At 61.2% G+C, this 21912-nt stretch carries 22 protein-coding genes and 1 pseudogene; 11 read left to right on the forward strand and 12 right to left on the reverse strand.

Annotated features, from left to right (window positions below):
* Window positions 1-74 precede the first annotated feature (74 nt).
* Window positions 75-1088: a class II fructose-bisphosphatase gene (glpX, locus tag CATRI_RS04255; RefSeq protein WP_290220065.1), complete on the reverse strand. Its 1014-nt coding sequence runs from the start codon at window positions 1086-1088 to the stop codon at window positions 75-77.
* Between the two features lie 185 nt (window positions 1089-1273).
* On the opposite strand from glpX, the gene CATRI_RS04260 reads away from it, so the two are divergent.
* Window positions 1274-1846: a DUF4245 domain-containing protein gene (locus CATRI_RS04260; protein ID WP_290220066.1), complete on the forward strand. Its 573-nt coding sequence runs from the start codon at window positions 1274-1276 to the stop codon at window positions 1844-1846.
* Here CATRI_RS04260 and CATRI_RS04265 read toward each other — a convergent pair whose 3' ends face one another.
* Entirely contained in the window at window positions 1847-2095 is a 249-nt protein-coding gene (locus CATRI_RS04265; protein WP_290220068.1) for an exodeoxyribonuclease VII small subunit, read from the reverse strand.
* Between the two features lie 20 nt (window positions 2096-2115).
* A complete protein-coding gene (gene xseA / locus CATRI_RS04270) occupies window positions 2116-3357 on the reverse strand; it encodes an exodeoxyribonuclease VII large subunit (protein WP_290220069.1) in 1242 nt (413 codons plus the stop codon).
* Between the two features lie 95 nt (window positions 3358-3452).
* Here xseA and CATRI_RS04275 point away from each other — a divergent pair, with 95 nt between their 5' ends.
* Entirely contained in the window at window positions 3453-4406 is a 954-nt protein-coding gene (locus CATRI_RS04275; protein WP_290220071.1) for a 4-hydroxy-3-methylbut-2-enyl diphosphate reductase, read from the forward strand.
* On the opposite strand, the gene CATRI_RS04280 is transcribed toward CATRI_RS04275, so the two are convergent.
* The 5 genes from CATRI_RS04280 to CATRI_RS04300 all read right to left on the reverse strand — a co-directional run bounded on the left by CATRI_RS04280 (window position 4407) and on the right by CATRI_RS04300 (window position 9646).
* Complete coding sequence (locus CATRI_RS04280) at window positions 4407-5129, reverse strand: DUF6542 domain-containing protein (RefSeq protein ID WP_290220073.1); 723 nt, start codon at window positions 5127-5129, stop codon at window positions 4407-4409.
* A 6-nt stretch (window positions 5130-5135) separates the two neighbouring features.
* Entirely contained in the window at window positions 5136-6215 is a 1080-nt protein-coding gene (locus CATRI_RS04285) for a DNA recombination protein RmuC (RefSeq protein ID WP_290220074.1), read from the reverse strand.
* A 34-nt stretch (window positions 6216-6249) separates the two neighbouring features.
* A complete protein-coding gene (locus CATRI_RS04290) occupies window positions 6250-7737 on the reverse strand; it encodes an AI-2E family transporter (RefSeq protein ID WP_435384183.1) in 1488 nt (495 codons plus the stop codon).
* Between the two features lie 104 nt (window positions 7738-7841).
* Window positions 7842-8009: a methionine/alanine import NSS transporter subunit MetS gene (gene metS, locus CATRI_RS04295; RefSeq protein ID WP_290220078.1), complete on the reverse strand. Its 168-nt coding sequence runs from the start codon at window positions 8007-8009 to the stop codon at window positions 7842-7844.
* A complete protein-coding gene (locus tag CATRI_RS04300) occupies window positions 8006-9646 on the reverse strand; it encodes a sodium-dependent transporter (RefSeq protein ID WP_290220080.1) in 1641 nt (546 codons plus the stop codon). The genes metS and CATRI_RS04300 overlap by 4 nt, the downstream gene beginning before the upstream one ends.
* Window positions 9647-9823: 177 nt before the next feature.
* On the opposite strand from CATRI_RS04300, the gene ychF reads away from it, so the two are divergent.
* Entirely contained in the window at window positions 9824-10909 is a 1086-nt protein-coding gene (gene ychF, locus CATRI_RS04305) for a redox-regulated ATPase YchF (protein ID WP_290220082.1), read from the forward strand.
* 136 nt (window positions 10910-11045) lie between these two features.
* Here the strand turns inward: ychF and CATRI_RS04310 are convergent, their stop codons facing one another.
* From CATRI_RS04310 to CATRI_RS04325, 4 genes are all read right to left on the reverse strand, one after another.
* Window positions 11046-11192 carry a hypothetical protein gene (locus CATRI_RS04310; RefSeq protein WP_290220084.1) on the reverse strand — a complete coding sequence of 49 codons (147 nt, stop codon included), beginning with the start codon at window positions 11190-11192 and terminating at the stop codon, window positions 11046-11048.
* A gap of 514 nt (window positions 11193-11706) precedes the next feature.
* Window positions 11707-12456, reverse strand: a complete 750-nt coding sequence (locus CATRI_RS04315; RefSeq protein WP_290220087.1) for a hypothetical protein — start codon at window positions 12454-12456, stop codon at window positions 11707-11709.
* 39 nt (window positions 12457-12495) lie between these two features.
* Window positions 12496-15342: a DNA methyltransferase gene (locus tag CATRI_RS04320; RefSeq protein ID WP_353959735.1), complete on the reverse strand. Its 2847-nt coding sequence runs from the start codon at window positions 15340-15342 to the stop codon at window positions 12496-12498.
* Between the two features lie 529 nt (window positions 15343-15871).
* On the reverse strand, window positions 15872-16132 hold the full coding sequence (locus CATRI_RS04325) for a hypothetical protein (protein WP_290220089.1): 261 nt from the start codon (window positions 16130-16132) through the stop codon (window positions 15872-15874).
* Between the two features lie 618 nt (window positions 16133-16750).
* Here CATRI_RS04325 and CATRI_RS04330 point away from each other — a divergent pair.
* The 8 genes and pseudogenes from CATRI_RS04330 to CATRI_RS04365 all read left to right on the forward strand — a co-directional run bounded on the left by CATRI_RS04330 (window position 16751) and on the right by CATRI_RS04365 (window position 21851).
* On the forward strand, window positions 16751-17014 hold the full coding sequence (locus CATRI_RS04330; protein WP_290220091.1) for a hypothetical protein: 264 nt from the start codon (window positions 16751-16753) through the stop codon (window positions 17012-17014).
* Window positions 17015-17365: 351 nt separating this feature from the next.
* Window positions 17366-17557, forward strand: a pseudogene (locus CATRI_RS04335) (type II toxin-antitoxin system RelE/ParE family toxin).
* The gene (locus CATRI_RS04340; RefSeq protein ID WP_047254216.1) at window positions 17532-17852 is read left to right on the forward strand and encodes a HigA family addiction module antitoxin; all 321 of its coding nucleotides are present in this window, start codon (window positions 17532-17534) and stop codon (window positions 17850-17852) included. Before CATRI_RS04335 ends, CATRI_RS04340 begins: the two are co-directional and overlap by 26 nt.
* Before the next feature lie 318 nt (window positions 17853-18170).
* Window positions 18171-18665: an HIT family protein gene (locus tag CATRI_RS04345; protein WP_290220096.1), complete on the forward strand. Its 495-nt coding sequence runs from the start codon at window positions 18171-18173 to the stop codon at window positions 18663-18665.
* 38 nt (window positions 18666-18703) lie between these two features.
* Window positions 18704-18973 (forward strand): type II toxin-antitoxin system Phd/YefM family antitoxin, encoded by a 270-nt coding sequence (locus tag CATRI_RS04350; RefSeq protein WP_290220098.1) that lies wholly within the window; start codon window positions 18704-18706, stop codon window positions 18971-18973.
* Between the two features lie 351 nt (window positions 18974-19324).
* Complete coding sequence (locus CATRI_RS04355) at window positions 19325-19654, forward strand: nucleotidyltransferase family protein (protein ID WP_290220099.1); 330 nt, start codon at window positions 19325-19327, stop codon at window positions 19652-19654.
* 383 nt (window positions 19655-20037) lie between these two features.
* The gene (locus tag CATRI_RS04360) at window positions 20038-20919 is read left to right on the forward strand and encodes a CPBP family intramembrane glutamic endopeptidase (protein ID WP_290220101.1); all 882 of its coding nucleotides are present in this window, start codon (window positions 20038-20040) and stop codon (window positions 20917-20919) included.
* Between the two features lie 332 nt (window positions 20920-21251).
* Window positions 21252-21851, forward strand: coding sequence for a hypothetical protein (locus CATRI_RS04365; protein WP_290220103.1), 600 nt, complete (start codon window positions 21252-21254; stop codon window positions 21849-21851).
* The last annotated feature ends 61 nt before the right edge of the window (window positions 21852-21912 follow it).

Genomic DNA, 21912 nt, shown 5'->3' on the forward strand with positions numbered 1-21912 from the left:
CAGGGGCCCGGCATAGACAAAAGACGCTCAAGCGGTAGAGGTGACGCCGGGAAATCGCCTCTACCTGTCACTCTTTAGAGGCGGGGCTCTTTCGAGTAGTCCACCACAGAGTATTCCTGCAGCTTTGCCAGCTGGTGGCGGGACTCGACGAAGCGCACGGTGCCCGACTTGGAGCGCATGACCAAGGAACGAGTGGTGGCGCCTCCTGCTCGGTAGGACACTCCGCGGAGCATATCGCCGTTGGTCACACCGGTGGCGGCGAAGTAGCAGTTGTCGGAGGAGACGAGGTCATTGATGCCGAGGGCCTGGTTGACGTCAAGGCCCGCGTCGCGGGCGCGGCCTGCTTCGGCATCGTCGGTCGGCCAGAGCTTGCCCTGGATTTCTCCGCCCATGCACTTGAGCGCGCACGCGGTGATGATGCCCTCGGGGGTGCCACCGATGCCCATGGCCATATCGATGGAGTTCGAGTCTTGGGCAGCGGCGATGGCACCGGCGACGTCACCGTCGGAGATGAGACGAACCTTGGCGCCGGCGCGGCGGATATCGGTGATCAGATCGATGTGGCGGGGGCGATCGAGGACGACGATGGTGACGTCGGCAGGCAGGATGCCCTTGGCCTTAGCTACGGCGTTGATGTTGTGGGCGACGGGGGCCTCAATGTCGATGGTGCCGGCGGCTTCCGGGCCCACGGCGATTTTGTCCATGTAGAACACGGCGGAGGGGTCGTACATGGAGCCGCGCTCGGCGGCGGCGATGATGGAGATAGCGTTCGGGCGTCCCTCAGCCATGAGGGTCGTGCCATCAACCGGGTCGACAGCGATGTCCACCTCGGCGCCTTCACCATTGCCTACCCGCTCGCCGTTAAACAGCATCGGGGCTTCGTCCTTTTCGCCTTCACCGATGACGACGACACCGTTCATGTTCACCGAATTGATCAGCTGGCGCATGGCGTCCACGGCGGCGCCGTCGCCCTCTTCCTTCATGCCACGGCCGACCCAGCGACCGGAGGCGAGCGCGGCTGCCTCGGTGACTCGGACCAGCTCCATAGCGAGGTTACGATCCGGGGTCTCTGGGTGTCGTGCATTCATATCATCGGCCTCCTGCAGGCGTTTGGGGATGAGATCACGGGCGTTCACCCGCCACCCATACATTCTTGCATCTTCCGCCTGTCTCAGGCGCCGTTTCTCCACCCGAAAGAGGGCAATAACGTGGCATCTCCGTCAATTTTGGGCCATTTTCCGGGAACGATCTCAGGTCTGACATACTTGGTGCCGTGGCTGCAGCGGAAAAACCTCGGATCTATCAAGGCGGATGGGACATGATGTTGTCCCTCGGCATCATCATCATCGCGATGATTGTCGTGGTCGGTACCACCGGCTTGTGTTCATATGAGCCCGGTGCCCCGGAAAGTGGGCCTGTCCGCGAGGTTGATGCAGAGTCGTTCATGAGCATGGAGGCCCGCGCGACGAATTTTCCCCTGCGCCTGCCGGACAGTCCCGAAGGATGGATGACTAATTCGGCGCGCCGATCAATGATCGATGGCACGCAGGCCCCGGTTGTGGGCTGGGTCACCGCCGATCGCGGATACATCTCTCTCACGCAGACGATCTTGCCCCTGGATAGCGCAGTAAAAAACATTGATAGCGATGTCCGCGAGCTAGCTCGCACCGAAGAGATCGCTGGGCAAGAGGTGCAGGTTTATCATTCCGATGAGTCCGGCGTGCGCGATCTGTGGGCCGTCGACTTGGGCGATGTCCGCCTTCTGTTCACGGGTGCAGGTTCCGAGGAAGAATTCCGCACCATCATCGCGGCGACGATCAATTCCGCGCCGCTGCCGGCCGCCTAGTTACTCGGCCGATTTGGCCAGTGCATCCTCGACTCGCCGGGAGGCACCGTCGAGGTGCTCCTCGCAGCGTTTGGCTAATGCCTCGCCGCGTTCCCAGTATTTGAGGGATTCATCCAGGCCCATTTGGCCCAGTTCGAGGATTTTTACGGTTTCGATGAGCTCATCTCGGGCCTGCTCATAAGACAGCGTTTCGACGCCCGGGAAGGCATCGTCCCCGGCCTGACCAGTTCCTACAGTGTTGTCGTTCATCGGGTTGCTCCTGGGAATTGTTAATTGGCTGGGGTGGTGGACATGCCGGCGGCGGTGATTGAGCCGTCGGCGACTCGGATGCGTAATTGGCTGCCCGGTGGGGCCTGCGCGATCGACATAACGACCTCAGGCTCGGAGCCGTCCCGTGGCACGACCTGCACGACCGCGTAGCCGCGGGCCAGGGTATTCGCCGGTCCGAGGGCCGAGACCTGTGCGCGCAGTGACTGCACCCGCGAGGTTTCGCGCTCCACTAGGTACTGCACGTCCTTGCGGATCAGCGCCACAGCGCGTTCCATTTCCTCTCGACGCCGCCGGATCGGCGTCATCGGGTCCGCCAAGGCGGGCCGGCTACGCAGGGCCCCCAGGCCCTGCCGTTCCCGATGCACCCACCCACGCAGGGCCGCGGCCATGCGGGAGCGGGCCTCGCCGATGAGGGCACGTTCCTCGGCGACATCAGGCACGACGCGCTTGGCGGCGTCAGTGGGGGTGGCTGCCCGCAAATCGGCGACATTGTCCAAGACCGGGTTGTCGGGCTCGTGACCGATCGCGGACACGACCGGGGTGTGGGCGGCGGCGACGGCGCGTTGCAACGCCTCCTCCGAAAAAGGCAGGAGGTCTTCGACGCTGCCGCCGCCGCGGGCGATGATGATGACATCGACGGCCTCGTCGGCGTCGAGAAGCTTGAGAGCCTTGATGATCTCGGGGACGGCGGTCGCGCCCTGTACGGGCGTGTTGATGACCCGGAAGTTCACTGCTGGCCAGCGGTCCTTAGCCACGGAGAGGACGTCGCGCTCGGCGGCCGAGCCGCGGCCGGTGATGAGGCCGACGCAGTGCGGAAGATAGGGCAAGCGCCGCTTGCGGGCGGCGTCGAAAAGCCCTTCACTAGCCAGCTGGGAACGCAGGGCCTCAATGCGGGCGAGAAGTTCGCCGATGCCCACCGGGCGGATCTCCGTGACCCACAGGGAGAAGGTGCCGCGGCCCTCGTAGAAAGCGGGGCGACCAGAGACGATGACTCGGTCTCCGTCTTTGAGTGGAGCTGCTAGACCTCGCAGCAGGCTCGTGGAGGCCGTCAGTTGGACGGAAGTTTCCGACTCCGTATCCCGCAGCGTCAGGTAGGACAACTTCCACGTCGGTTTCATGTTTACCTGGGTGAGTTGCCCCTCGACCCAGACCGTCCCGAGGCGCTGGATCCAAGCTTTCACCTGGGCATTGAGGGTGCGGACCGGCCACGGTGCTTCCGCGGTGGAAGGGGTCGTCGCCATGAATGCCTCCGCTATCGCTGCTGTCGTGTTCCACCAAGGGCTGTGTGCCGCACCAATTCTAGGCATTGTCAGCACTCTTCGTTAGGGTGGGGGCCATGAGCGATGATGAAAAGTTGGTCCTCCTGGCGGCCCCGCGTGGCTATTGCGCTGGAGTGGATCGGGCGGTGGAGACGGTGGAAAAGGCCCTCGATAAGTATGGGGCGCCGGTGTATGTTCGGAAGGAAATCGTCCACAACCGTTACGTGGTGGACACCCTGGCGGATCGGGGAGCGATCTTCGTCGACGAAACAGATGAGGTCCCCGAGGGCTCGCACCTCGTGTTTTCTGCTCACGGAGTCTCCCCGGCCGTGCATTCGGAGGCTCGCTCGCTCAACCTGCAAACCCTTGACGCCACCTGCCCGTTGGTGACCAAAGTGCACAACGAGGTCAAGCGCTTCGCCCGCGACGGATTCCAGATTCTCTTGGTCGGCCACGAGGGCCACGAAGAAGTAGAGGGAACCGCCGGTGAGGCCCCCGAGGTTACCCACCTCGTTGACGGCGTTGAAGGGGTGGCAAAGCTGCCCGACTTCCTGGAGAACGAGCCGCTGGTGTGGCTGTCCCAGACAACGCTGTCGGTGGATGAGACGATGCAGATCGTCGCCTTGCTCAAGGAGCGTTTCCCGCATTTGGAGAACCCGCCGTCAGACGATATCTGTTATGCCACCCAGAACCGCCAAGTGGCAGTGAAGGCCATCTCGGAGCGTTGCGATCTCATGATCGTCGTCGGCTCCCAGAACTCCTCGAATTCTAAGCGCCTCGTCGAGGTGGCCCTGGAGGCGGGGGCGAATGACTCTCACCTCGTTGATTACGCCAACCAGATCGATGAGAGCTGGCTGGAAGGGGTGAGCACCGTCGGCGTGACATCAGGGGCCTCGGTGCCGGAAATCCTCGTGCGGGAGGTGCTCGACTTCCTCGCTGCCCACGGCTTCCACAATGTTGAGGAAGTGACCACGGCGTCGGAGAAGATCGTGTTCTCCTTGCCGCGCGCGCTGCGCCCGGCTCGCACCTAGTTAGGAATAGAGGTCATCGTCGAAGCGGCGATGACGCCGGCGCGGCGGTTCCTCCGGCTGGGGGCGGCGGACCTCGCGCGGCGGCTCCTGGCGTGGTGGCCTGGCTGTCCGCTCGGGTCGGGCGTACCGGCCCTCCGCGGTCCGCTGGCTGCGCTGGCGGTTACGGGCGACGAGCTCTTCCACCGTGACCTTGTTCGTCTGGGTGCGCGCGCGGGAGGCAGTCGCCCGGTTGCGGCGATCGGCCTCAGCGGTGCGGCGTCGCCGGTCGATGGCGCGAGTGTCGTTGACCTTCTCGTTGCGCTTGGACCACCAGATTCGTGCGACCGCGATGACCGTGGCGGCGAGAGTGGTGCCAAAAAGCACGGGAAAGAACTGGGTCAGCGGGTAAATCGCCGTGACGATGGTCGTGGTGGAGAATGCTGCGGTTCCATCGGGGGCGAGGGAACGGCCGACGACCCACGCGGTGACAATCGTCATGATGCCAAACAACAGCGGCAGGGAAGCGACGGTGAGGAAGAGCCCTCGGACCTCGGTAAAGGCCGCGACGACGAGGCCGGCGACGGCGAAGCACGCCAGGTAGGGCCACCCCATCGCTTGGGCGTTGAGGCTGAGCAGCAAGCCGGTGATCAGGGCGGCGAGGACTATGGCGATGCCCGACCAGGTAGGCAGACCGGCGGGTTCCGGGGCCTGCGTTCTTATTCTCCTGGGGGACGAAGTCGACACAAGGAACTATCCTAGCCGGGGCTCATCCTCGGATGGAACAGACGGGGCCCGGGGGCGGAGGGTAACTTGCTCTAGTTCGACAGGATGTCGGTCGGTGCGGGAGGGGACGTCCATGTCGGACAAGCGGCGTGCGGTGACCATCACGCGGGAATCCAACGAACCCAGGGTGGAGTTATAGGCCTCGACGGTCTTTTCCAGCTGGCGGCCTATGCGGTTGACGTGTTCACCCATGGTGTTCAGGCGGTTGTACAAGTCGCGTCCGAGCTGATGGATGACGCGAGCCTTCTCAGAGACGTCCTCCTGGCGCCAGCCCAAAGCGACGGTGCGCAGCAGGGCGAACAAGGATGTTGGGGTGGCGAGGACGATATTGCGAGAAAAGGCGTACTCGAGCAGCTCCGAATCGACGGAGAGGGCAGCGTCGAGGAAAGGGTCGGCGGGGACGAAGAGCACGACGAACTCGGGGGTGGGATCGAAGGCAGCTATGTAGTCCTTGGCCGACAACTGGTTGACATGGGTCCGTAGGAGGTGAGCATGGCGGCGCAGGTAAGCGGCGTGCTCCTCCGGGTCCTCGGTCTCCAAAGCATCGAGGTAGGCCGTGAAGGGGACTTTGGCATCGACGACAATGTGGCGGCCGCCGGCGAGATTGACCACGAGGTCGGGCCGGACGAGTCGCCCGCCGAGGCGGGCGGAGACCTGGGTATCAAAGTCGCAGTGGCGGGTCATCCCGCCCAACTCCACGACGCGCTCAAGCTGGATTTCGCCCCATCGACCGCGCACCTGCGGGGCCCGCAACGCGGTGACCAGCTTGTCAGTCCGGTCCGTCAGGCGGGCGGAAGTGCGCGTCATCGCTTGGACCTGGCTGGCCAGAGAGGCATAGGCCGTGGCGCGGCCCAACTCCAACTCTTTCAGCTGGCCGCCGATCGTGCTCACCGCTTCCTCGAGCGGAGCGAGGGAGCGGTGCAACTCCGCACCGTCCGGTGCGGTGGTGGGGTGGGGGACAGAGGTACGCAGATAAGCATGCCCCAACCAGCCCAGAGCAGCGCCGAGGGCGATGCCGAGGAGGAGGACTAACAAGGTGGAACCCATGGCCACACCCTCTCACACCACCCCGACACGACGTTTAACGACGCCCGAATTTACCAAACAATTGTTCTATCCGGGAGTTGGTGAGGATCATCCGACCGAAGCGACGAGGCTGCGACGGGGGAGTGGGATTCATCGCGACATCGTCTTCCAGCTCCTCGTCGACGTACACCAAGGAATTGCGCCACTGCTTGCGCATGAGACGCCCCTCCTCCTCGGTGAGGCGGCCCGCGAGCAGGCCCTCGTGGGTGACAAAATCGATGTCATTGGCGAGCTTCTCGCCCGAGCGCAGCGCCGTAATGTCGAGGAGATAACGGAAGCCGACCGCAATCATGGCGGCGACGGGAACCGCGAGGAAAGACCCCAACAGACCGAACAGGCCGCCACCGATAATCACCGAGACCAGCACGATCACGGGATGGAGATTCATCGCCCGCGCCTGCAGCCACGGTGAAAGAACGTTGCCCTCGAGCTGCTGAACCGCGAGAACAACCGCGAGGACCATGAGAGCTTCGGTAAAGCCCAGCGACACGAGTGCCACCATCACGGACAGCGTGCCGGCGACAATCGCGCCGACATAAGGAATGAACCCAGCGATAAACGTGATCACCGCAAGGGCCAAAGCCATGGGCACGCCGATGAAGACGAGGCCGAGGCCGATGAAGAAGGCATCAATAAACGACACGGTCGCCTGGGCGCGAATGAAACCACCCAGGGTCTTCCACCCACGCATGAGAGATTCCGTCAAATGCCACCCCATGCGACGGCCCACGACCGCGCGCATCCACGGCAGGAAACGGAAACCATCCTTGAGGAAGAAGAAGGTGAGCACCAGCACCACGAACAACGTAATCACTATCGACGTCGCCGTGCTCACGCCCGTCACAATCCCGCCGGCAATGGCGCCCGCCTGGTCCTGCGCCCAACTAGCAATATCGTTGACGAACTTGTCCAAGTCATCGCCGTCCACATTGAACGGTGGTCCCTGGGCCCACAACTGCAGGCGCTGCACACCCTCCAGCGTCTGCAGGTACAGTACCTGCGACTGGCGAGCAATATCAGGGGCAATCATCCACAACAGAGTGCCGAAGAATCCGAAGAAGCCAAGGATGGAAATGATGGCCGCCAGCGCCGACGGCACACCCTTACTGCGCATCCACGTCGTCGGGGGAGCCAGCACCGTGCACACGATGATGGCGAAAATAATGGGCAACACACCCTGGCCGACTTGCTTGAGCACGTACCACGCCACGTACAGGAACGCGGCGATGATGAGCAGGCGAAGAGCCCACATTGCGACCGACTTCAGCCCTTCACCCACCACGACCGATCGATCGACCTGGTCAAAAGGTTCGCGAGCCTGCTTCAGATCGGCCGTGCTCGTTGGCCCGGCTGGGTCGGCTGGGTTGGCAGGGTTGGCCGTACCATTGGCGACCACTGCATCCAGCACGGACTCAATGTCCGGCTCCGGTGTGCGCGGCGGAGTGCTCGGTGTCTGCTTTTGGTGCTCGGTCACGCTCCCCATCTTGCCTGACGGGGGAGCCGAGCGGCGTCAGCGGGCCGAGACACGCCTAAGCCCCCTGCCTCCTCGTGATGATGAGGATGCAGGGGGCGCGTGGGTGGTGAGGGCTAGTGGACTTCCTGCTCGGCGAGGACATCGTCACTCGCCCACATGGACATACCGAGCTCGCCGGACTTCTCATCCGGGTTTCGGCGCAACTGCAGGGCGCTGACGATGAGCCCGCCCCAAATGACGATCATGAACATCACCATCATCATGACTGCGATTCCGCTCATGATTGCTCTCCATTCTGCGAGGCGGGCTGTTGTGAGGTTGCGGTTTCTGGTTCGAAGCGGCGTGGCTCCCGGATGATGCGGCGCAGGTAAGGATCAACGCCGAAGTCGGAGCCTGGCGGGCCCTCGAGGCGGTTGGTTCCGCGCCACGGCATGAGCGACAGCGTCAGGGAGCTCAAGATAATTATCGCCAGTACCGCCCAGCCGTACAGCGCGATCTGGAGGCCGGTGTAGCCGCCATATGGCTCCTTGAACAGGCTAAAGAGCTCCTGGATGAGGGTGAAACCCAGGACCAGGGTGGTCACGTTGACCACGCAGATGCGCCAGATGGTTCCCACTCGGAAGGAGGAAACGGCGTTGAGGTGGGAACCGAACTCATCGATTCGGCGCAAGATCCAGTCGATGACAATAACGGAGATCAGCGCGATGGCGACGATGCCGATGTTGTTGGTGAACTTGTCCATCACGTCCAGGGCCATGAGGCCGGACGTGGTGGAGAACAATCCCAGCGACAGCAGCGCCATGAAGGTACCGATACCGATGGCGACGGCCTTGCGCGGCAGATTGAACTTCTCTTTGAACGCGGAGACCACGACCTCGAGCAGGGAGAACAAGGAGGTGAAGCCCGCCAGGGTGAGGGAGGCGAAGAAGAAGAAACCGAAGATCGGGCCCAAGGTCATCTCGTTGATGATGGCGGGGAAGGCCACGAAGGCCAGGCCAATGCCCGAAGTAGCGACCTCATCGACCGCAACGTGCTGCTGCGTCGCCATGAACCCCAGGGCGGCGAAAACGCCGACGCCAGCGAGGACCTCGAAGGAGGAGTTGGCGAAAGCTGTGGTCAGGCCCGTGCCTGTCAGGTTGGAGCGGGGGCGCAGGTACGAGGAGTAAGTCAGCATGATGCCGAAGCCCACGGACAGGGAGAAGAAGATCTGGCCATACGCCGCGATCCACACCGTCGGGTTGGCTAGGGCGGACCATTCGGGGGTAAAGAGTGCGTCGAGGCCAGCTGCGGCACCGGGAAGCAGGAGCGCTTGGATGACCACAATGACGAACAACACGACGAGGATTGGCATGAAGAACATCGATACCCGTCCGATGCCCTTATCCACGCCGATGGCGAGCACGATGATCGCCGCAATCCACACCACGGCTAGCGCGAGGGCGATCTGCGGAACGATGTCAGTGGAGAAGGTCGCGGTGTCATCGAACTGCAAGAAGTCGCCGAAGAAGTAAGCGTTGGGGTCATCGCCCCAGGCCTTGGTGAAGGACTTGAAGGCGTAGAGGCCCGCCCAGCCGATGATCGCGGCGTAGTAAATGGTGATGAAGAAGGCCACGCCGACCTGGATCCATCCCACCGGCTCCGCCCAAGACTTGATCCGGCGGAATACCAGGGGAGCGGAGCCGCGGTAGCGGTGCCCCAGCGCATAGTCGAGGAACAGCAGGGGAATACCGGCTGTCAGCAGCGCCACGAGGTAAGGGATAAGGAAGGCGCCGCCACCATTGTCATAAGCGACATAGGGGAAACGCCAAATGTTGCCGAGGCCAACGGCAGAGCCGACTGCGGCGAGCAGGAACACCCATCGAGAGGAAAACACCTCACGACGTTGCGTCTGCCCGGGCTGCGATGAAGTCGCGGACATAAGAATTACCTGTCTGATCCTTGAAACGGATGAAAGGTCGATGCTTTCCAGCAGCCCGGGGTGTGGCAGTGGAGCACTCGACAACGGCACCATGGGTGAGACGCCGCTTACCTGAGTGCTCGTATCATATAACGAGACAACCAAGGTCAATAACTGTGGCTGATAGGATATGCCCCCGTGAGCCTTACTCTTGGAATTGTCGGCCTGCCCAATGTTGGCAAGTCCACCCTCTTTAATGCCCTGACCCGCAACGATGTGCTAGCCGCGAACTACCCGTTCGCCACCATCGAGCCCAACATCGGTCTCGTCGAGCTTCCCGACGACCGCCTGGTCCGCCTCGCCGAAATCTTCGGCTCCGAGCGCATCCTGCCCGCCACGGTCTCCTTCGTCGACATCGCCGGCATCGTCAAGGGCGCCTCCGAAGGCGAAGGCATGGGCAACGCCTTCCTCGCCAATATCCGCGAGGCCGACGCCATCTGCCAGGTCGTTCGTGCCTTCTCCGACGACAACGTCATCCACGTCGACGGTGTGGTCAACCCCACCTCCGACATTTCCGTCATCAACACCGAGCTCATCCTCGCCGACCTCCAGACGATCGAAAAGGCCCTGCCCCGCCTGGAAAAGGATGCCCGCAAGGACAAGTCGCTTATCGACGCCGTCGCTGAAGTCAAGAAAGCACAATCCGTCCTGGAGGACGATCGCACCCTCTTCTCCGCCGCCAAAGGCGGCGAGATCGACCTCGCCCTGCTCCGCGACCTTCACCTCATGACCGCCAAGCCCTTCCTCTACGTCTTCAACTCCGACGAAGAAGTGCTGACCGACGACGCCCGCAAGGACGAACTCCGCGCCCTCGTCGCCCCCGCCGACTGCGTCTTCCTCGACGCCAAAACCGAAACCGAACTCCTCGAACTCGACGAGGATGAAGCCGCCGAACTCCTCGAATCCGTCGGCCAACACGAACCCGGCCTCCACTCTCTCGCCAAAGCCGGCTTCGCCACCCTCGGCCTCCAGACCTACCTCACCGCCGGCCCCAAAGAATCCCGCGCCTGGACCATCCACCAAGGTGACACCGCACCTCAAGCCGCCGGCGTCATCCACACCGACTTCGAACGCGGCTTCATCAAAGCCGAAATCGTCTCCTTCGCCGACCTCGACGCCGCCGGCTCCATGGCCGAAGCCAAAGCCAAAGGCAAGGTGCGCCAGGAAGGCAAGGACTACGTGATGGCTGATGGGGACGTGGTGGAGTTTAGGTTTAACGTTTAATCACGCAGGTCACGGCGTTTCTATTCGCTAAAGACGACCAGGGATAGCGTGCTTCCCTCGGCAGCCCTTTAGCGAAAGGGAACCTCCGGCCAATGTCGACCGGGGAGTTGGGGTCGTAGCAATCGACATGTTCTTACTATGTCGATGGCGCGGCCCGCGCAGCGGCCTCAACCTCCGCGGGGTGGGCTTCGGTACCCTTCTGGGCCTTCTCTTCGGTGAAGACCTGGGCCTCAGCTGCGGCCAGCGTGGCACCGTCCACGGCGGTGATCGCGGAGATCTCCATGGGGAGGGGCTCTCCTTCAAGTTGTGGGTCGTCACCCACTACCGTCCCTGCGCACCGACGTCAGGAAACGCCAGCGGCGCCTCCTGGAGGGAAGTTCAAGTGTGTGAAGGGGAACCTGAAGGGGCGGAAGGGCATTCCCAGCCGACCCCAGGCAGGCGACCCGGGAACGGCCGCCGGGTTGGCACCTGGAGGGTAGGGCAAGCATCCCAAGCAAAGACGAACCGCGCGAGTTGATCCTCGGTGTGGCCCTCATCGGACGGAACCTTCCCGATGCCGGCCAGCGCTTCAAGGAGCACGCGGTAGAGGACGTCTGGATGAGGGCTGGAGTTGGGTAGTGGAGCCACGTACCGGCCGTAGGCTAGAATGCTCCAAGTTGCGTCCCATGAGCCGACGCCGACCACGTGACCCACGTATCGCGTGGCCGTGATTCCGCCGAGTTTGGCTAGCTGTGTGCGACTGAAAGCGATCTAGAGGGCATCTCACGGGAATGACCTGCCCATTCACGCCGGAAGGGTCATGCCTCTTTCTCGATTCGCCTTGGGCCGCTCTTGTCAGTTCGAGTCCATCGGTAACCCGCCTCATCGGTGAAGGTGATTCGAACCTTAATTGATTTTGCATTGTCCGAAGCTGAATATGCCATGACTGCCTGCTGTTCCGGTGTGAGGGCGGTGGGCCAGTGCGTTGCCAGCTGACCGTTCAACGCCTCTTGCAAGGCTTGGGAGATCTGGGGTGCAAGTTGCTGGCTGGCTAGGGCACCGATTCGGGAGGTTGACATACCAGAGAGGCCCGACCACCCACCGTACGGGGCTTGGGCCCGGGAGACTGCTGCGTTGATTGAACCGCTCAGAGCTTCTCCGATGACGCGCCGGAAGACCTCGCTAGTGCCGATCTTTCCGTTCGCTGGGGTGCAAGAGTTCTCGATCGGGTTGCCACTCTCATCGTCACCCTCAACATCCACATGCAGTTCAGTTACGACCGCATTGGAGTGGTTTGACACTTTGATACTCCACATATCGGGGCCGAAGACTGTTGCGCGGACGAGTGTTGGTACGACCTTGCGTGCTTGAGCTGAAATTCGGTCCTGCTCAGCGCGGTCAAGTGCTGCCAGCTGAAGGCTCCTGTCTTTTCGCTCTGCTCTGTTTTGGCTTACGTTCCACAGGGCTACCGCGAGTGCAACGAGGACACCCGTGGTAGTGGCAATTGGTTGGGTAACTTCCAGCCAAAAGGGTATTTGAGCTGATGGCGCTGCGAGATGATCAACCATAACCTGACCTCCTTGTATTGGGATGAGTGTCGCTGAATCTCAGAGACCCCCCGAAGGGGCCCCGTCCGGGTAAGCGAGGGCAACGTAGCGTTTGAAGAGAAGTTCGGCGCGTTGTGCTTCCGAAGTCAGCTTCCGCTCGGCCCCGAATGCCCTGTCGACATCACGGTCGAGTCTGTTGTGGGCGGCGACGAGCCTTGGGTCCATTGCCAGGGGGTTATAGTGTTCGGCCAACGTACGAGACGGCCACTCAGCCCGGACTTCGAGGATCCGTTTTCCTGCCTCGATGATCGCCGCGCGCTGGGTCGGCCTGAAAGCAGGGGCCGGCCATGTGTTCCACACCATCGAAGTGGACACGCTCGGGTCTGACTTGATGCGTCCTCCCACGGTCTTCTGCCACGCGATGAACATCCCAGAGGAGATGAGGCTGAACAGGAATCCGTCCCTGTCCTCAACGGTGAAGAGCTTGACGGAGGCGATGTCGCTCCGTTCGAGGTGGCCGGCTGTGGCGAAGCGTCGGGCTTCGGTGAAGCTCTGGGGGAGTGCGAGGTAATCAGTGGCGGGTTGGCGGTTTTCTCCAAAGAGGTGCGGTGTGTCCGCCGCCTTCTTCGTTGCTTCGCGGTCACGAGAGAGCCGCATTTCGTGGACCTTCCCGATTCGCTCCCGCAGCACCCTTGACCTGGTCACATCCGATGGATCAAAGTCGTCGTCGGCCATCCAGAGGCACCAGCGCTGGAGCCCGTTTATCAGTTCGTCGCCTCCGAGGTAACGCCGGAGGTATTTCGCAGCGATAGGGTCCGCCGCCACCTCGTCATATTGTTCTTCAGTAACGACTAGGTTGTCCCAGTCAAGGGGAGTCGAGCCTGCGCGCAGTGGCGGAAGCCCAGGACTAAGTACCTTCCGTGAAGGCTTCACGGCAACCACAGGTGGGCCAGGCAAAAGGTAGGGGCTGATCGCCTTGACTGACTCGGGCTCGGCCTTTCCTGGCCAGTACAAATGTGGCTGCCGTTTGCGGTCGCGGTCGAATCCAGTGATGACGCAGTGGACCGCCGCCTTGCCAGGAGCTTCAGAATCCCATCTGAAGGTACGGTGGGCGAACTGGATTCGCCAGCCAGCATCGAAGATCCGGTTGAAGAGTGCGTATACGCCTTCACCTTGGGTAATCGAGTTCGTGGATACGAACGCGAACCGCCCCTGACGTGAAGCAAGCAGGTCGAGGCTCTTGACGAACCAGGCCGTCACAAAGTCGAGGTGGCCGATCTTCGGAGTTCCCCAGGCTTGTCGTAGTCCAGCGGTCTGCTCTTTGGTCCGTTCCTTGTGCCCAGCGAAGGGCGGATTGCCGAACACGAAAGTCTCCCCGTCAGACTTCGGGATGATCGATTCCCAGTCGGAGGCCAGTGCATCGCCGTGGTGGATGTGTGCGGTGATCTTGATGGGGAGTCGGTCGGGGGCGTCACCGATGCGGGCGGCCAGGGAGCGATTCGCTTGGTGGTCAACCAGGTACATGGCGGTTTCAGCGATTCGGGCTGGCCACCAGTGCAGTTCGATGCCGTGAAACTGGTCGATGGTGACTTTCTGATCCAGCGATGTGTCGATCGAGGCCGTGATGTGCCCGAGCTTTGCACGCAGAGCGACGATGATCTCGGTTTCGATGGCTCGGACCTCCCGGTACGCGACCACGAGGAAGTTCCCGCAGCCGCAGGCCGGATCGACGAAAGCCATCTGAGAGAGGCGATCTTGGAATCGCTGTAGGTCTGAGGCCGTTGTCGACTTATTTCGGATGAGGCGGCTTGCCTGATCGCGTAGCTCCGAGAGGAAGAGTGGTTCCAAGACCTTCAGGATGCTCGATTCGGATGTGTAGTGCTCGCCGTCTGCCCGTCGTGCCTCTTTCGACTTGACCAACTGGAACATCGCGCCGAAGACGGCAGGCGAGATGCGCGTCCAGTGGAAGCGGCAAGCTGCCAGCAATGCCTCGCGCATCTCTTCGTCGAAGAATTCCGGCTGGAGAGCATCGGCAAAGACAGATCCATTGACGTACGGAAACCGGGCCATGGAGTCCGGCACGCGGCGACGGGCATCCTCAGGAGTGTTGAGGACCTGGAACAACGAAGTCAGTTGTGAACCGAGGTTTGCGGCGGTGGTGTCGTGGAGGACGAATCGGTAGAAGAGGTCGACTTCCCAAAGCCCAGCGTCGTCTCCGAACAAGAGGAATAGGAGCCGGGTCATCCACATCGAGGTCCGCTGGACGGCCTCGTCCTCTTCCTCCGGGGAAATCGAGGCGGCATCGGCGATCCCGTCGTCTGCCTCGTCGGACAGCATGGCCGTGTATAGGTCGGCCATGAGCCGTGAGGCGTGAATGGAAGCGTCTACTTCTTCCCGGCGTGTGACGGTCTCCTGGCCAGCGAGGAAGAGGAGTTGGTCGACGTGGTCCGCTACCTCGTCGATGGTGAACTCGACCTTCCAGGCGTCGTCGCCGAGCCGGTCTACCTGGAATCTCTCGAAGTCTGACACGATCGTGTACTTCGGCCATTCATGCTGGCCGATAGAGCCACCCGTAAGGTAGTCGAGGGCCTGCGCATGGGCGCCGGACAGGTCCCGTCCCAAACTCTTGGCCTCTCCGATGACAACACCGGACCAGAACAGATCGATGAAACCACCACGGCCTGTCGACGCGCGTTGCGCGTCTCGTTCGAAGAGGTCAACCCGCTCGGGGATGACGTCGAAGCACCGGAGCATGTCGGACCAGAAGAGATGGGCGTACGACTTCTCGGTGTGTGACTGGCCGGACAGCCGCCAGCCGTCGATCTTCTCCCGCCAAGTCACGGAGAACTGCAGGAGACGATAGCGGATCGTCGCGCGGTCGAGGGCGGTGGGGGTAGAGGTGCTCACCAATCCCACCTTATTCAGTCTTTGCGTCAGTTGGGGTGACCGCCGCAACGCGACAGAGCTCGAACCCCTGGGCCGTCAGCGAGTCACTGATCGCCCACACATACCTCGACAGGGTGAACTCCGCGTAGGCGTGGCCGGCCTGCTGCGTGACGAGCGAGACAGGGACACTCTTGGAGAGGCACTGGAAGACTGTGTAGTGCCTAAGCTGGTGGTGTGACCAGCCGCGTCGGCTGGTTCCCTTGTGGCCCGGTCAGACGTGGAGGGTCTCCGAGACTTGGTCGTAGAGCGGGGCCACCTAGCGGTTGGTGAGGTTTGTAGGCGACTGGTACGTGCCGTGGGGGACCAGGGTTGTGTATGGCCAGCGAGCAGGGAAGGAAACTCCGGGGCCGCGTTTCCAGGCAGGGAACAGTAGGCAGTCCCAAAAGACCCGAACGTCCCGATCGGACTCGATCCACATCTGGTGGAGTCGATCGTGGAGGAGGTAGGCGACGGGGATAAATCCCGCCTTCCTAAGGAAGAGTGCGTCAGTCTAGGACACGTCCCAGAGGCTTGCGGAGCGTGACTTTGGGTCGAAGACGTCGAAGCCGTCCGCACCGGGGCTGGCGTTGTGCGAATCAGTGAGCAGTCTCCGCAGAGACCTCTGTGCATGCCGATCCCAGGCAGGGGAGAGGAACACCCTCCGTGACTTGCCCAGCTTAGTCCTGGTGACGGTCATTCGGCCGCCTTCCGGTGAGACTTGCGCGACCACATCCATCGCACCGTGGTATCCGCGCATGCGGAGGGGTGTCATGTCTTCGAGGGGCGTGGCGTGTAGCCGGCATAGATCTCGCGCAGGATCACCCTGTGCATGGTTGCCCCGACGTTGCGTGCGGTGATTTGGTCCAGGTGAAGTCCGAACAGGTGCCGCACTCGAATTGGGGCTTCCCCGATACGTAGACCCCCGCCGCGCCTTAAGCGATCAGAGGAGCGATCTGGCGGATTCGGGATGCAAGTTCAGCCGTTTCCGCCTGACACTGACTGTCTCGGTTCGTGTAGTGCTTCGGGATGACGCGCCGCATGCTGTCGATAAGAGTGAGCGGAGCTCCGAGCTGGAGTTGCTCACGTACGAACCACAGGGAACCCGGATCGTCCGCAGGTACCTTTCCGGTGGGTTTCCCCGATACTGGGTCGATGTATTCCCCGGTGCGGGGAAGTGCTGGATGTAGCTGGCAAGTCTCGTAGCACGTATCGATGACCCCGGATACCCTCTCTGATGTGGTGATTTGAGCACGCGAAACTACGCGCGGTCCGTCCTCCGAGGTGGCTTCCAAGGAGACAGATGGCGTCGGCGTAGCGGTCGCTGGGGGTGTTCGGTCCAGCGCTCCACCAAGTCGAAAGTGGCACGGACGATGGTCCGAATCCGCTTGGCTTGGTCACGGCAGGCACGGCAGACACCGCAGCCGTGCCCGCGGAGATCCGCGGGCCGGACAGCGGTGACAGGGAGGTCCCAGAGGTCCTGGAGGGCCCGGGCGCGGTACCGGTACGCCGTAACGGTTCCGCTGAACCACCGGCGCTTGTTGTCGGAGATCCACGTCTCCACGACTTTACCGACGGTCGGCGGGGTAACGCCGGAGACGTTGTCGAGCCATTCGCCGAGGGCTTCAGCGTCCTTCTAGATGATCGCCTCTTTTGAGGAGGCAGTCCGGCTCTTCGGCCTGCCGGTGATTGAATCTCGCCAGACAACTTGCCAGAAGCCTCCGGTCGTGATGGGGGCGTAGAGTCGGGCTTGACCGCCGGGGATAGGCGTGGACTTCTGGTGTGGAGGCATAGCGAGGACGTTAGCGGAGTCTGGAAGAAAGTGACCTGAACAGGGTAATGAGTTGGGGAGCAATGTCTGCTTGAGTTTAAATTTAACGTGTAGCGTTATTGACGAGTTCCGTTATATGATGCTCCTGTGATCAGATCGTTCGAGAACAAGGACACCGAACGAATCTGGTATGAGCATTACGTCAAGCGTGTCGACCGGACGGTGTAGCGTGCGACGTTGAGGAAGCTCGAACTGATCCACGCTGCGAAGGACGTCGAAGATCTCCGGATACCGCCAGGAAACCGCTTGGAGCGATTGCAGGGCGACCGTCGTGGTTAGCACAGTAGCCGAGTGAACTCGCAATGGCGGATTTGCTTCGTTTGGAGAGATGGAGGTGCAGAAAATGTCGAACTCGTCGACCACCACTGAGAGCAACTTGATCGAGCCGATCCACCCGGGGGAGATCCTGATGGAGGATTTCATTGCAGGTTTCGGGATCACGCAGAACAAGCTCGCCGTATCCATCGGCGTGCCGCCGCGGCGGATCAATGAGATCGTGCACGGCAAGCGTGGGATTACTGCCGATACCGCCATCCGCCTGGCCAAGTACTTCGGCACCTCGGCAGAGTTGTGGATGAACTTGCAGTCCAATTATGAGTTGCGGCTTGAGCGGCGCGCGTTGAGTGAGCAGATTGACGCGATCGCGCCCCTGCAGACCGCTTGACCCGGCCGGTGCTCAGAACAGTGCGTCGGGGCGATGCTCCGTTCACGGTCTGTCCGGGAGTGGCGGAGTTCTGCTTCCGCCAGCCGTAGCGCCGTCTGGTTTCAGGGTCATCCTCAGGGAGGGCCTGAGCTTTGGAAAGTGGAAAAATTCTGATGTGGGTTGAGAATTTCATCAAGCCAGCTCCCGTTGAGCTAACGGTTGTCAGCTGCGTGGAATGGGCCAACGGTACTGGATCAACCTCCGCCTGCATGGCAACCTAGAGTATGTAAAAGGAGTCGTTAGGCGAGGGCTCGTCTGCATCGACACGTTGGAGATCGCATGGCAGATTGGCGAGGCGACCGGGTTCGTGCCGCAATAGAAGGACGAAATCCCACAGTGCTAGCGGAGCTGAATGCGGCCTACGCGGTCATCGGGGACGTTCAGTTCCTTCCCGGATACTGCCTAGCACTGGCGAAGCGTCCCGGAGCGGACCGGCTATCGGACCTGGCCAGGCCCGAACGGGTGAAGTTCTTGGCGGATATCGATTTGGTGGCAACCGCTGTTGAAAAAGTCTGCAGTGAGTTGGACCCTGCTTACCGCAGGGTCAACGTCGAGATCCTTGGGAATACTGATGCGTTTCTGCACGCGCACATATGGCCCCGCTACGAGTGGGAACCTAAGGAGCTTGGAGCGCGTCCCGTGTGGCTCTATTCTCCGGACCATTGGACAGACCCTGTCCATCGACTGGGTGCCGCTCATGATCTTTTGCGCAGCAAGCTGGCCGCTGAGGTTGTTGGGCTTCGTGACTCTGTTGAGTTCCGGCTTGACGTCTAGGTCATGTAGATCGAGCCGTTGAGGGACTCCAGTACAACATGTATAAGTTGTGCCATTGTTGCATGATCTCCGTGACGTTGTCCCAGTTCCGCAGCCAGCAGAGCGCCTATATCGCTGCAGTACAGCGCGAGCCTGTCGAAATCACCTCACGTGGAGCCATCCCACGCGCGGTACTGGTCTCACCGGAATTTTACGATCGCGCGTTGCGAGCTCTGGAGGACCAGGCCGATATTCGCGCTGCTTTCGCGGCGCGAAGTGAGGAGGGGCGAGTCGGCCACGAGGATCTCATGCGCGAGCTGGACCTCTGAACCGTCCCCGTGCCGTTAGCCATTTCCCATCTGTGGCGAAGGCGATTCGAAGGTTCGACAAGTCGACGGCACGTCGCTTGAGCGGCGCAATATAGTTGATTGCAAGCGACCCGCGATCTTCTGGGTGGATTCAGCTAAAGGGGGAGGGCAGAGACAATCGAATCGTCGATGAGATCGAGGATGATGAGCGGATTGTCCTCGTGCTCAAAGTCGGGCCCGCCGTGAGGCATATCGATGGAGGGACTATTAGTACGTCGACTGCTGAAGCAGATAGTCGACCGAGATCGCCTAAGGTGGCTTTAGTTACTGAAATCGCATGTCGGACGAGCAGAAGGCTGGGTGGATTCTTCTATGATTGATGGTCCCACGGCACCTGAAGCGCTTTCCCTGTGCGAGCTGCTAGACGAGCATCGTGGTGAGTTTCAGAGGCTTCTAGAGCGGTACGGCGCAGCTCGGCCAAGGATATTTGGATCCGTTGCTCGCGGTAGCTGTACACCAGAGTCCGATATAGACATTCTGGTCGAAATGGATCCTGCTGATGGAAATCTCCTGATGCGAGCGTCTGGACTTATGGAGGAGACCCGATTGCTGTTTGGCCGGGACGATATCGACGTATTGCCCGTTCAGCTGCTTAAGTGGCAGGTCTTGGCGTCGGCACTTGCTGACGCAGTCGACCTTTGAGCTGCGACCCAGCTCAGCTCATTCACGATACTCTCGCAGCCGTTGTTTGGTCCGACCGATAGGTCTTAGCTTGGCATTGCAGCTTGAGTTCGCAGGCAACTGAGGGATTTGTAGTGGAGGAGAGTTGTCGCACATCGCCCCTCGTCCCGCCTTCGATCGGCAACTCATAAGTGTGGGGCCACGCTAAAGTCCCAAGTGAAGGTCGATGTGTCCCGATCTTTGGCCACAGGTACCGGATGGTTCAGCTTCGATGTCGCCACCTTCTCACACTCCAGTCCTCAGGCACGATCGAAACCTCCATCGTCCACAATGAGGACTTGGGGGTGATAATCATTAAGCTCATCAATCAGGCCGTATCGCACCTGCAAGAAGAAAGTAGAGCTATGAACACTCCCTCGCGTCAGCGGGCATTGATTCTTGACCGACTTGCTATATCGCCCATGCGCTGGTGGTGGGCCATCGTTGTTTATGTCATCGCCATCGTGGTGACGAGCGCGCTCTCCTACGGAGGGCTGCTAATCGGCTGGGAATGGATCAGCTCTCAGGGACAGATGGTGGGCTATGCCCTCGCGCTCCCGATTGTGCTCTTAGTGTTCGGTCGAAAGCTCTCGCGTCCCCTCGGATGGATTGGTTTGGGTGGCCGGCAGCTTGGCCGCACTCTCCTGATCGGGACCGGCTACGGGCTGGCCTGCTGGCTCACTGTGAGCCTCTTGCAGCGCCTGTTCAACCTCGGAAATGGCGGAACGGTCAGTGTGCTCCGTGAGGGCGGTGTCGGAACGAGCGTGTCTGCGACCGTGACTTTTCTAGCCAGCGTCGCGCTAATAGCTCCAGTGTGTGAGGAACTGTACTTTCGTGCGGGGATTTTTCGGCCACTCCGTGATGGATTTTCAAAGGGAGCAGCTGTTGGGTCTACCCGGGTACGGGTATCGACGCTCCTGGCATTCCTTCTCAGCGGCGTCGCCTTTGTGAGCGTGCACGGGGGAGGAGCCGCAGACATCTTTCTTTTGTTTGTGCTCGCGGCTTTCTTCACTCTTGCCTATCTGACCACAAGTTCTTTGACAGGCGCCGTCGCGGCGCACGCGGTAAACAACATCATCTCCCTGTATGGGGCGCTCGCAGTCATGGGGAACCTCCAGTGGTGGGTATGGGTTGTGCCCGCTGCGGGCGGGATAATCGCAATTGCCGTGTCGGTAGCGCTAGGCGGCGTGTTCGACAAGGCCGACAATGACGCGAGCATTGCCGCCACTCATGGAACCTCATCGTAGGCACCCCTGTTGCCGTGGGAAACGTCGCCCAGGTGCTCCGGGAGCTCGGAGTGCTGGATCAGGTCGTCGAGGCGGCAGACCCGCTTGCTAGCGACGTCGGTTAACTTCGTGCGGGGTCTATTGGGCAGAAACGTGCGCGATGACGACGATTGAAGTCTGTGTGGACCGCGGGGACCGTCCGCAGATGATCGGTCAAGAGCACTTCACCGATGGACGTCGCAGCGGACGCTCCGCCACTCTCGTCTGATGATCGATCCGGGGCATTGCCGCCAGGAGGAAAAGTTCTAGACGTCGGGTGGAAAGTTCCCTGGATCACCTTGTAAACTTTCCTCATGAAAACTGCTCTAGAATTCCTCAGTCATTTTGGCATCTGCAAGCCGCAACCTGCTTCTGACTGGCAAGGTCCCATGCCGCTGCCAGCTGCGCTCGCCGATTTCTACCAGCAGGTCGGTCCGTTTGGTGAGGAAGACCTCACGACGGCGGGGAAACCTGGCCGGAAGCCTCGCGGCATTTGGTTCTATGGAGGCGGCGGCAACGAGGTCTTTTTCCCTCGCCTGTCCGATCTGTGGAAGGCTCAGGACGCCTTTGGGTGGAACTTCCGTGATGATGTCCCGATTGAGGGCTGGCCGCAGAATTGGTTGGTGTTCGCGGACGAGGCGGGGGAGGTATTCGTCTATGACTCGGACGCCGACGTCGTGCGTTTTCTGCTCCCGGGTGAAGATTTCGAGGATGCCAAAGAAATTGCCGGTACGCCCATTGAAGTGACAGGTGCAGTCGCGCTGTTCTCGCTGCGTGATGAGGAAGCCGGCGACTCAAAGTTCACTGAGGATTTCGATCTCCTCCCTTCGTGGGTCGAAAAGGTCCGCACGGAAATGGAGGAGAAGTTCGGGGCCACCGGCCGGGATGTCATGGCGGTGTACACGGAGTCATAGTCATCCTCACCAGACCAATCGGCTCCAGCTCCAGCTCTAGCTCCGTGCCTCCTGCCAAATG

It is taken from the genome of Corynebacterium atrinae (genome assembly GCF_030408455.1).
Lineage (GTDB): Bacteria > Actinomycetota > Actinomycetes > Mycobacteriales > Mycobacteriaceae > Corynebacterium > Corynebacterium atrinae.

What these genes read in the sequence shown, in the direction of transcription:
- CATRI_RS04310 (WP_290220084.1), bottom strand. Translation starts at nt 11,192, where the DNA reads ATGGAGATCTCCGCGATCACCGCCGTGGACGGTGCCACGCTGGCCGCA.
- CATRI_RS04345 (WP_290220096.1), top strand. Translation starts at nt 18,171, where the DNA reads ATGGCAGATTGGCGAGGCGACCGGGTTCGTGCCGCAATAGAAGGACGA.
- CATRI_RS04265 (WP_290220068.1), bottom strand. Translation starts at nt 2,095, where the DNA reads ATGAACGACAACACTGTAGGAACTGGTCAGGCCGGGGACGATGCCTTC.
- CATRI_RS04325 (WP_290220089.1), bottom strand. Translation starts at nt 16,132, where the DNA reads ATGACACCCCTCCGCATGCGCGGATACCACGGTGCGATGGATGTGGTC.
- CATRI_RS04275 (WP_290220071.1), top strand. Translation starts at nt 3,453, where the DNA reads ATGAGCGATGATGAAAAGTTGGTCCTCCTGGCGGCCCCGCGTGGCTAT.
- CATRI_RS04290 (WP_435384183.1), bottom strand. Translation starts at nt 7,737, where the DNA reads ATGGGGAGCGTGACCGAGCACCAAAAGCAGACACCGAGCACTCCGCCG.
- CATRI_RS04340 (WP_047254216.1), top strand. Translation starts at nt 17,532, where the DNA reads ATGTCGAACTCGTCGACCACCACTGAGAGCAACTTGATCGAGCCGATC.
- metS (WP_290220078.1), bottom strand. Translation starts at nt 8,009, where the DNA reads ATGAGCGGAATCGCAGTCATGATGATGGTGATGTTCATGATCGTCATT.
- CATRI_RS04350 (WP_290220098.1), top strand. Translation starts at nt 18,704, where the DNA reads ATGTATAAGTTGTGCCATTGTTGCATGATCTCCGTGACGTTGTCCCAG.
- CATRI_RS04315 (WP_290220087.1), bottom strand. Translation starts at nt 12,456, where the DNA reads ATGGTTGATCATCTCGCAGCGCCATCAGCTCAAATACCCTTTTGGCTG.
- CATRI_RS04285 (WP_290220074.1), bottom strand. Translation starts at nt 6,215, where the DNA reads ATGGGTTCCACCTTGTTAGTCCTCCTCCTCGGCATCGCCCTCGGCGCT.
- CATRI_RS04360 (WP_290220101.1), top strand. Translation starts at nt 20,038, where the DNA reads ATGAACACTCCCTCGCGTCAGCGGGCATTGATTCTTGACCGACTTGCT.
- xseA (WP_290220069.1), bottom strand. Translation starts at nt 3,357, where the DNA reads ATGGCGACGACCCCTTCCACCGCGGAAGCACCGTGGCCGGTCCGCACC.
- CATRI_RS04365 (WP_290220103.1), top strand. Translation starts at nt 21,252, where the DNA reads ATGAAAACTGCTCTAGAATTCCTCAGTCATTTTGGCATCTGCAAGCCG.
- glpX (WP_290220065.1), bottom strand. Translation starts at nt 1,088, where the DNA reads ATGAATGCACGACACCCAGAGACCCCGGATCGTAACCTCGCTATGGAG.
- CATRI_RS04355 (WP_290220099.1), top strand. Translation starts at nt 19,325, where the DNA reads ATGATTGATGGTCCCACGGCACCTGAAGCGCTTTCCCTGTGCGAGCTG.
- CATRI_RS04300 (WP_290220080.1), bottom strand. Translation starts at nt 9,646, where the DNA reads ATGTCCGCGACTTCATCGCAGCCCGGGCAGACGCAACGTCGTGAGGTG.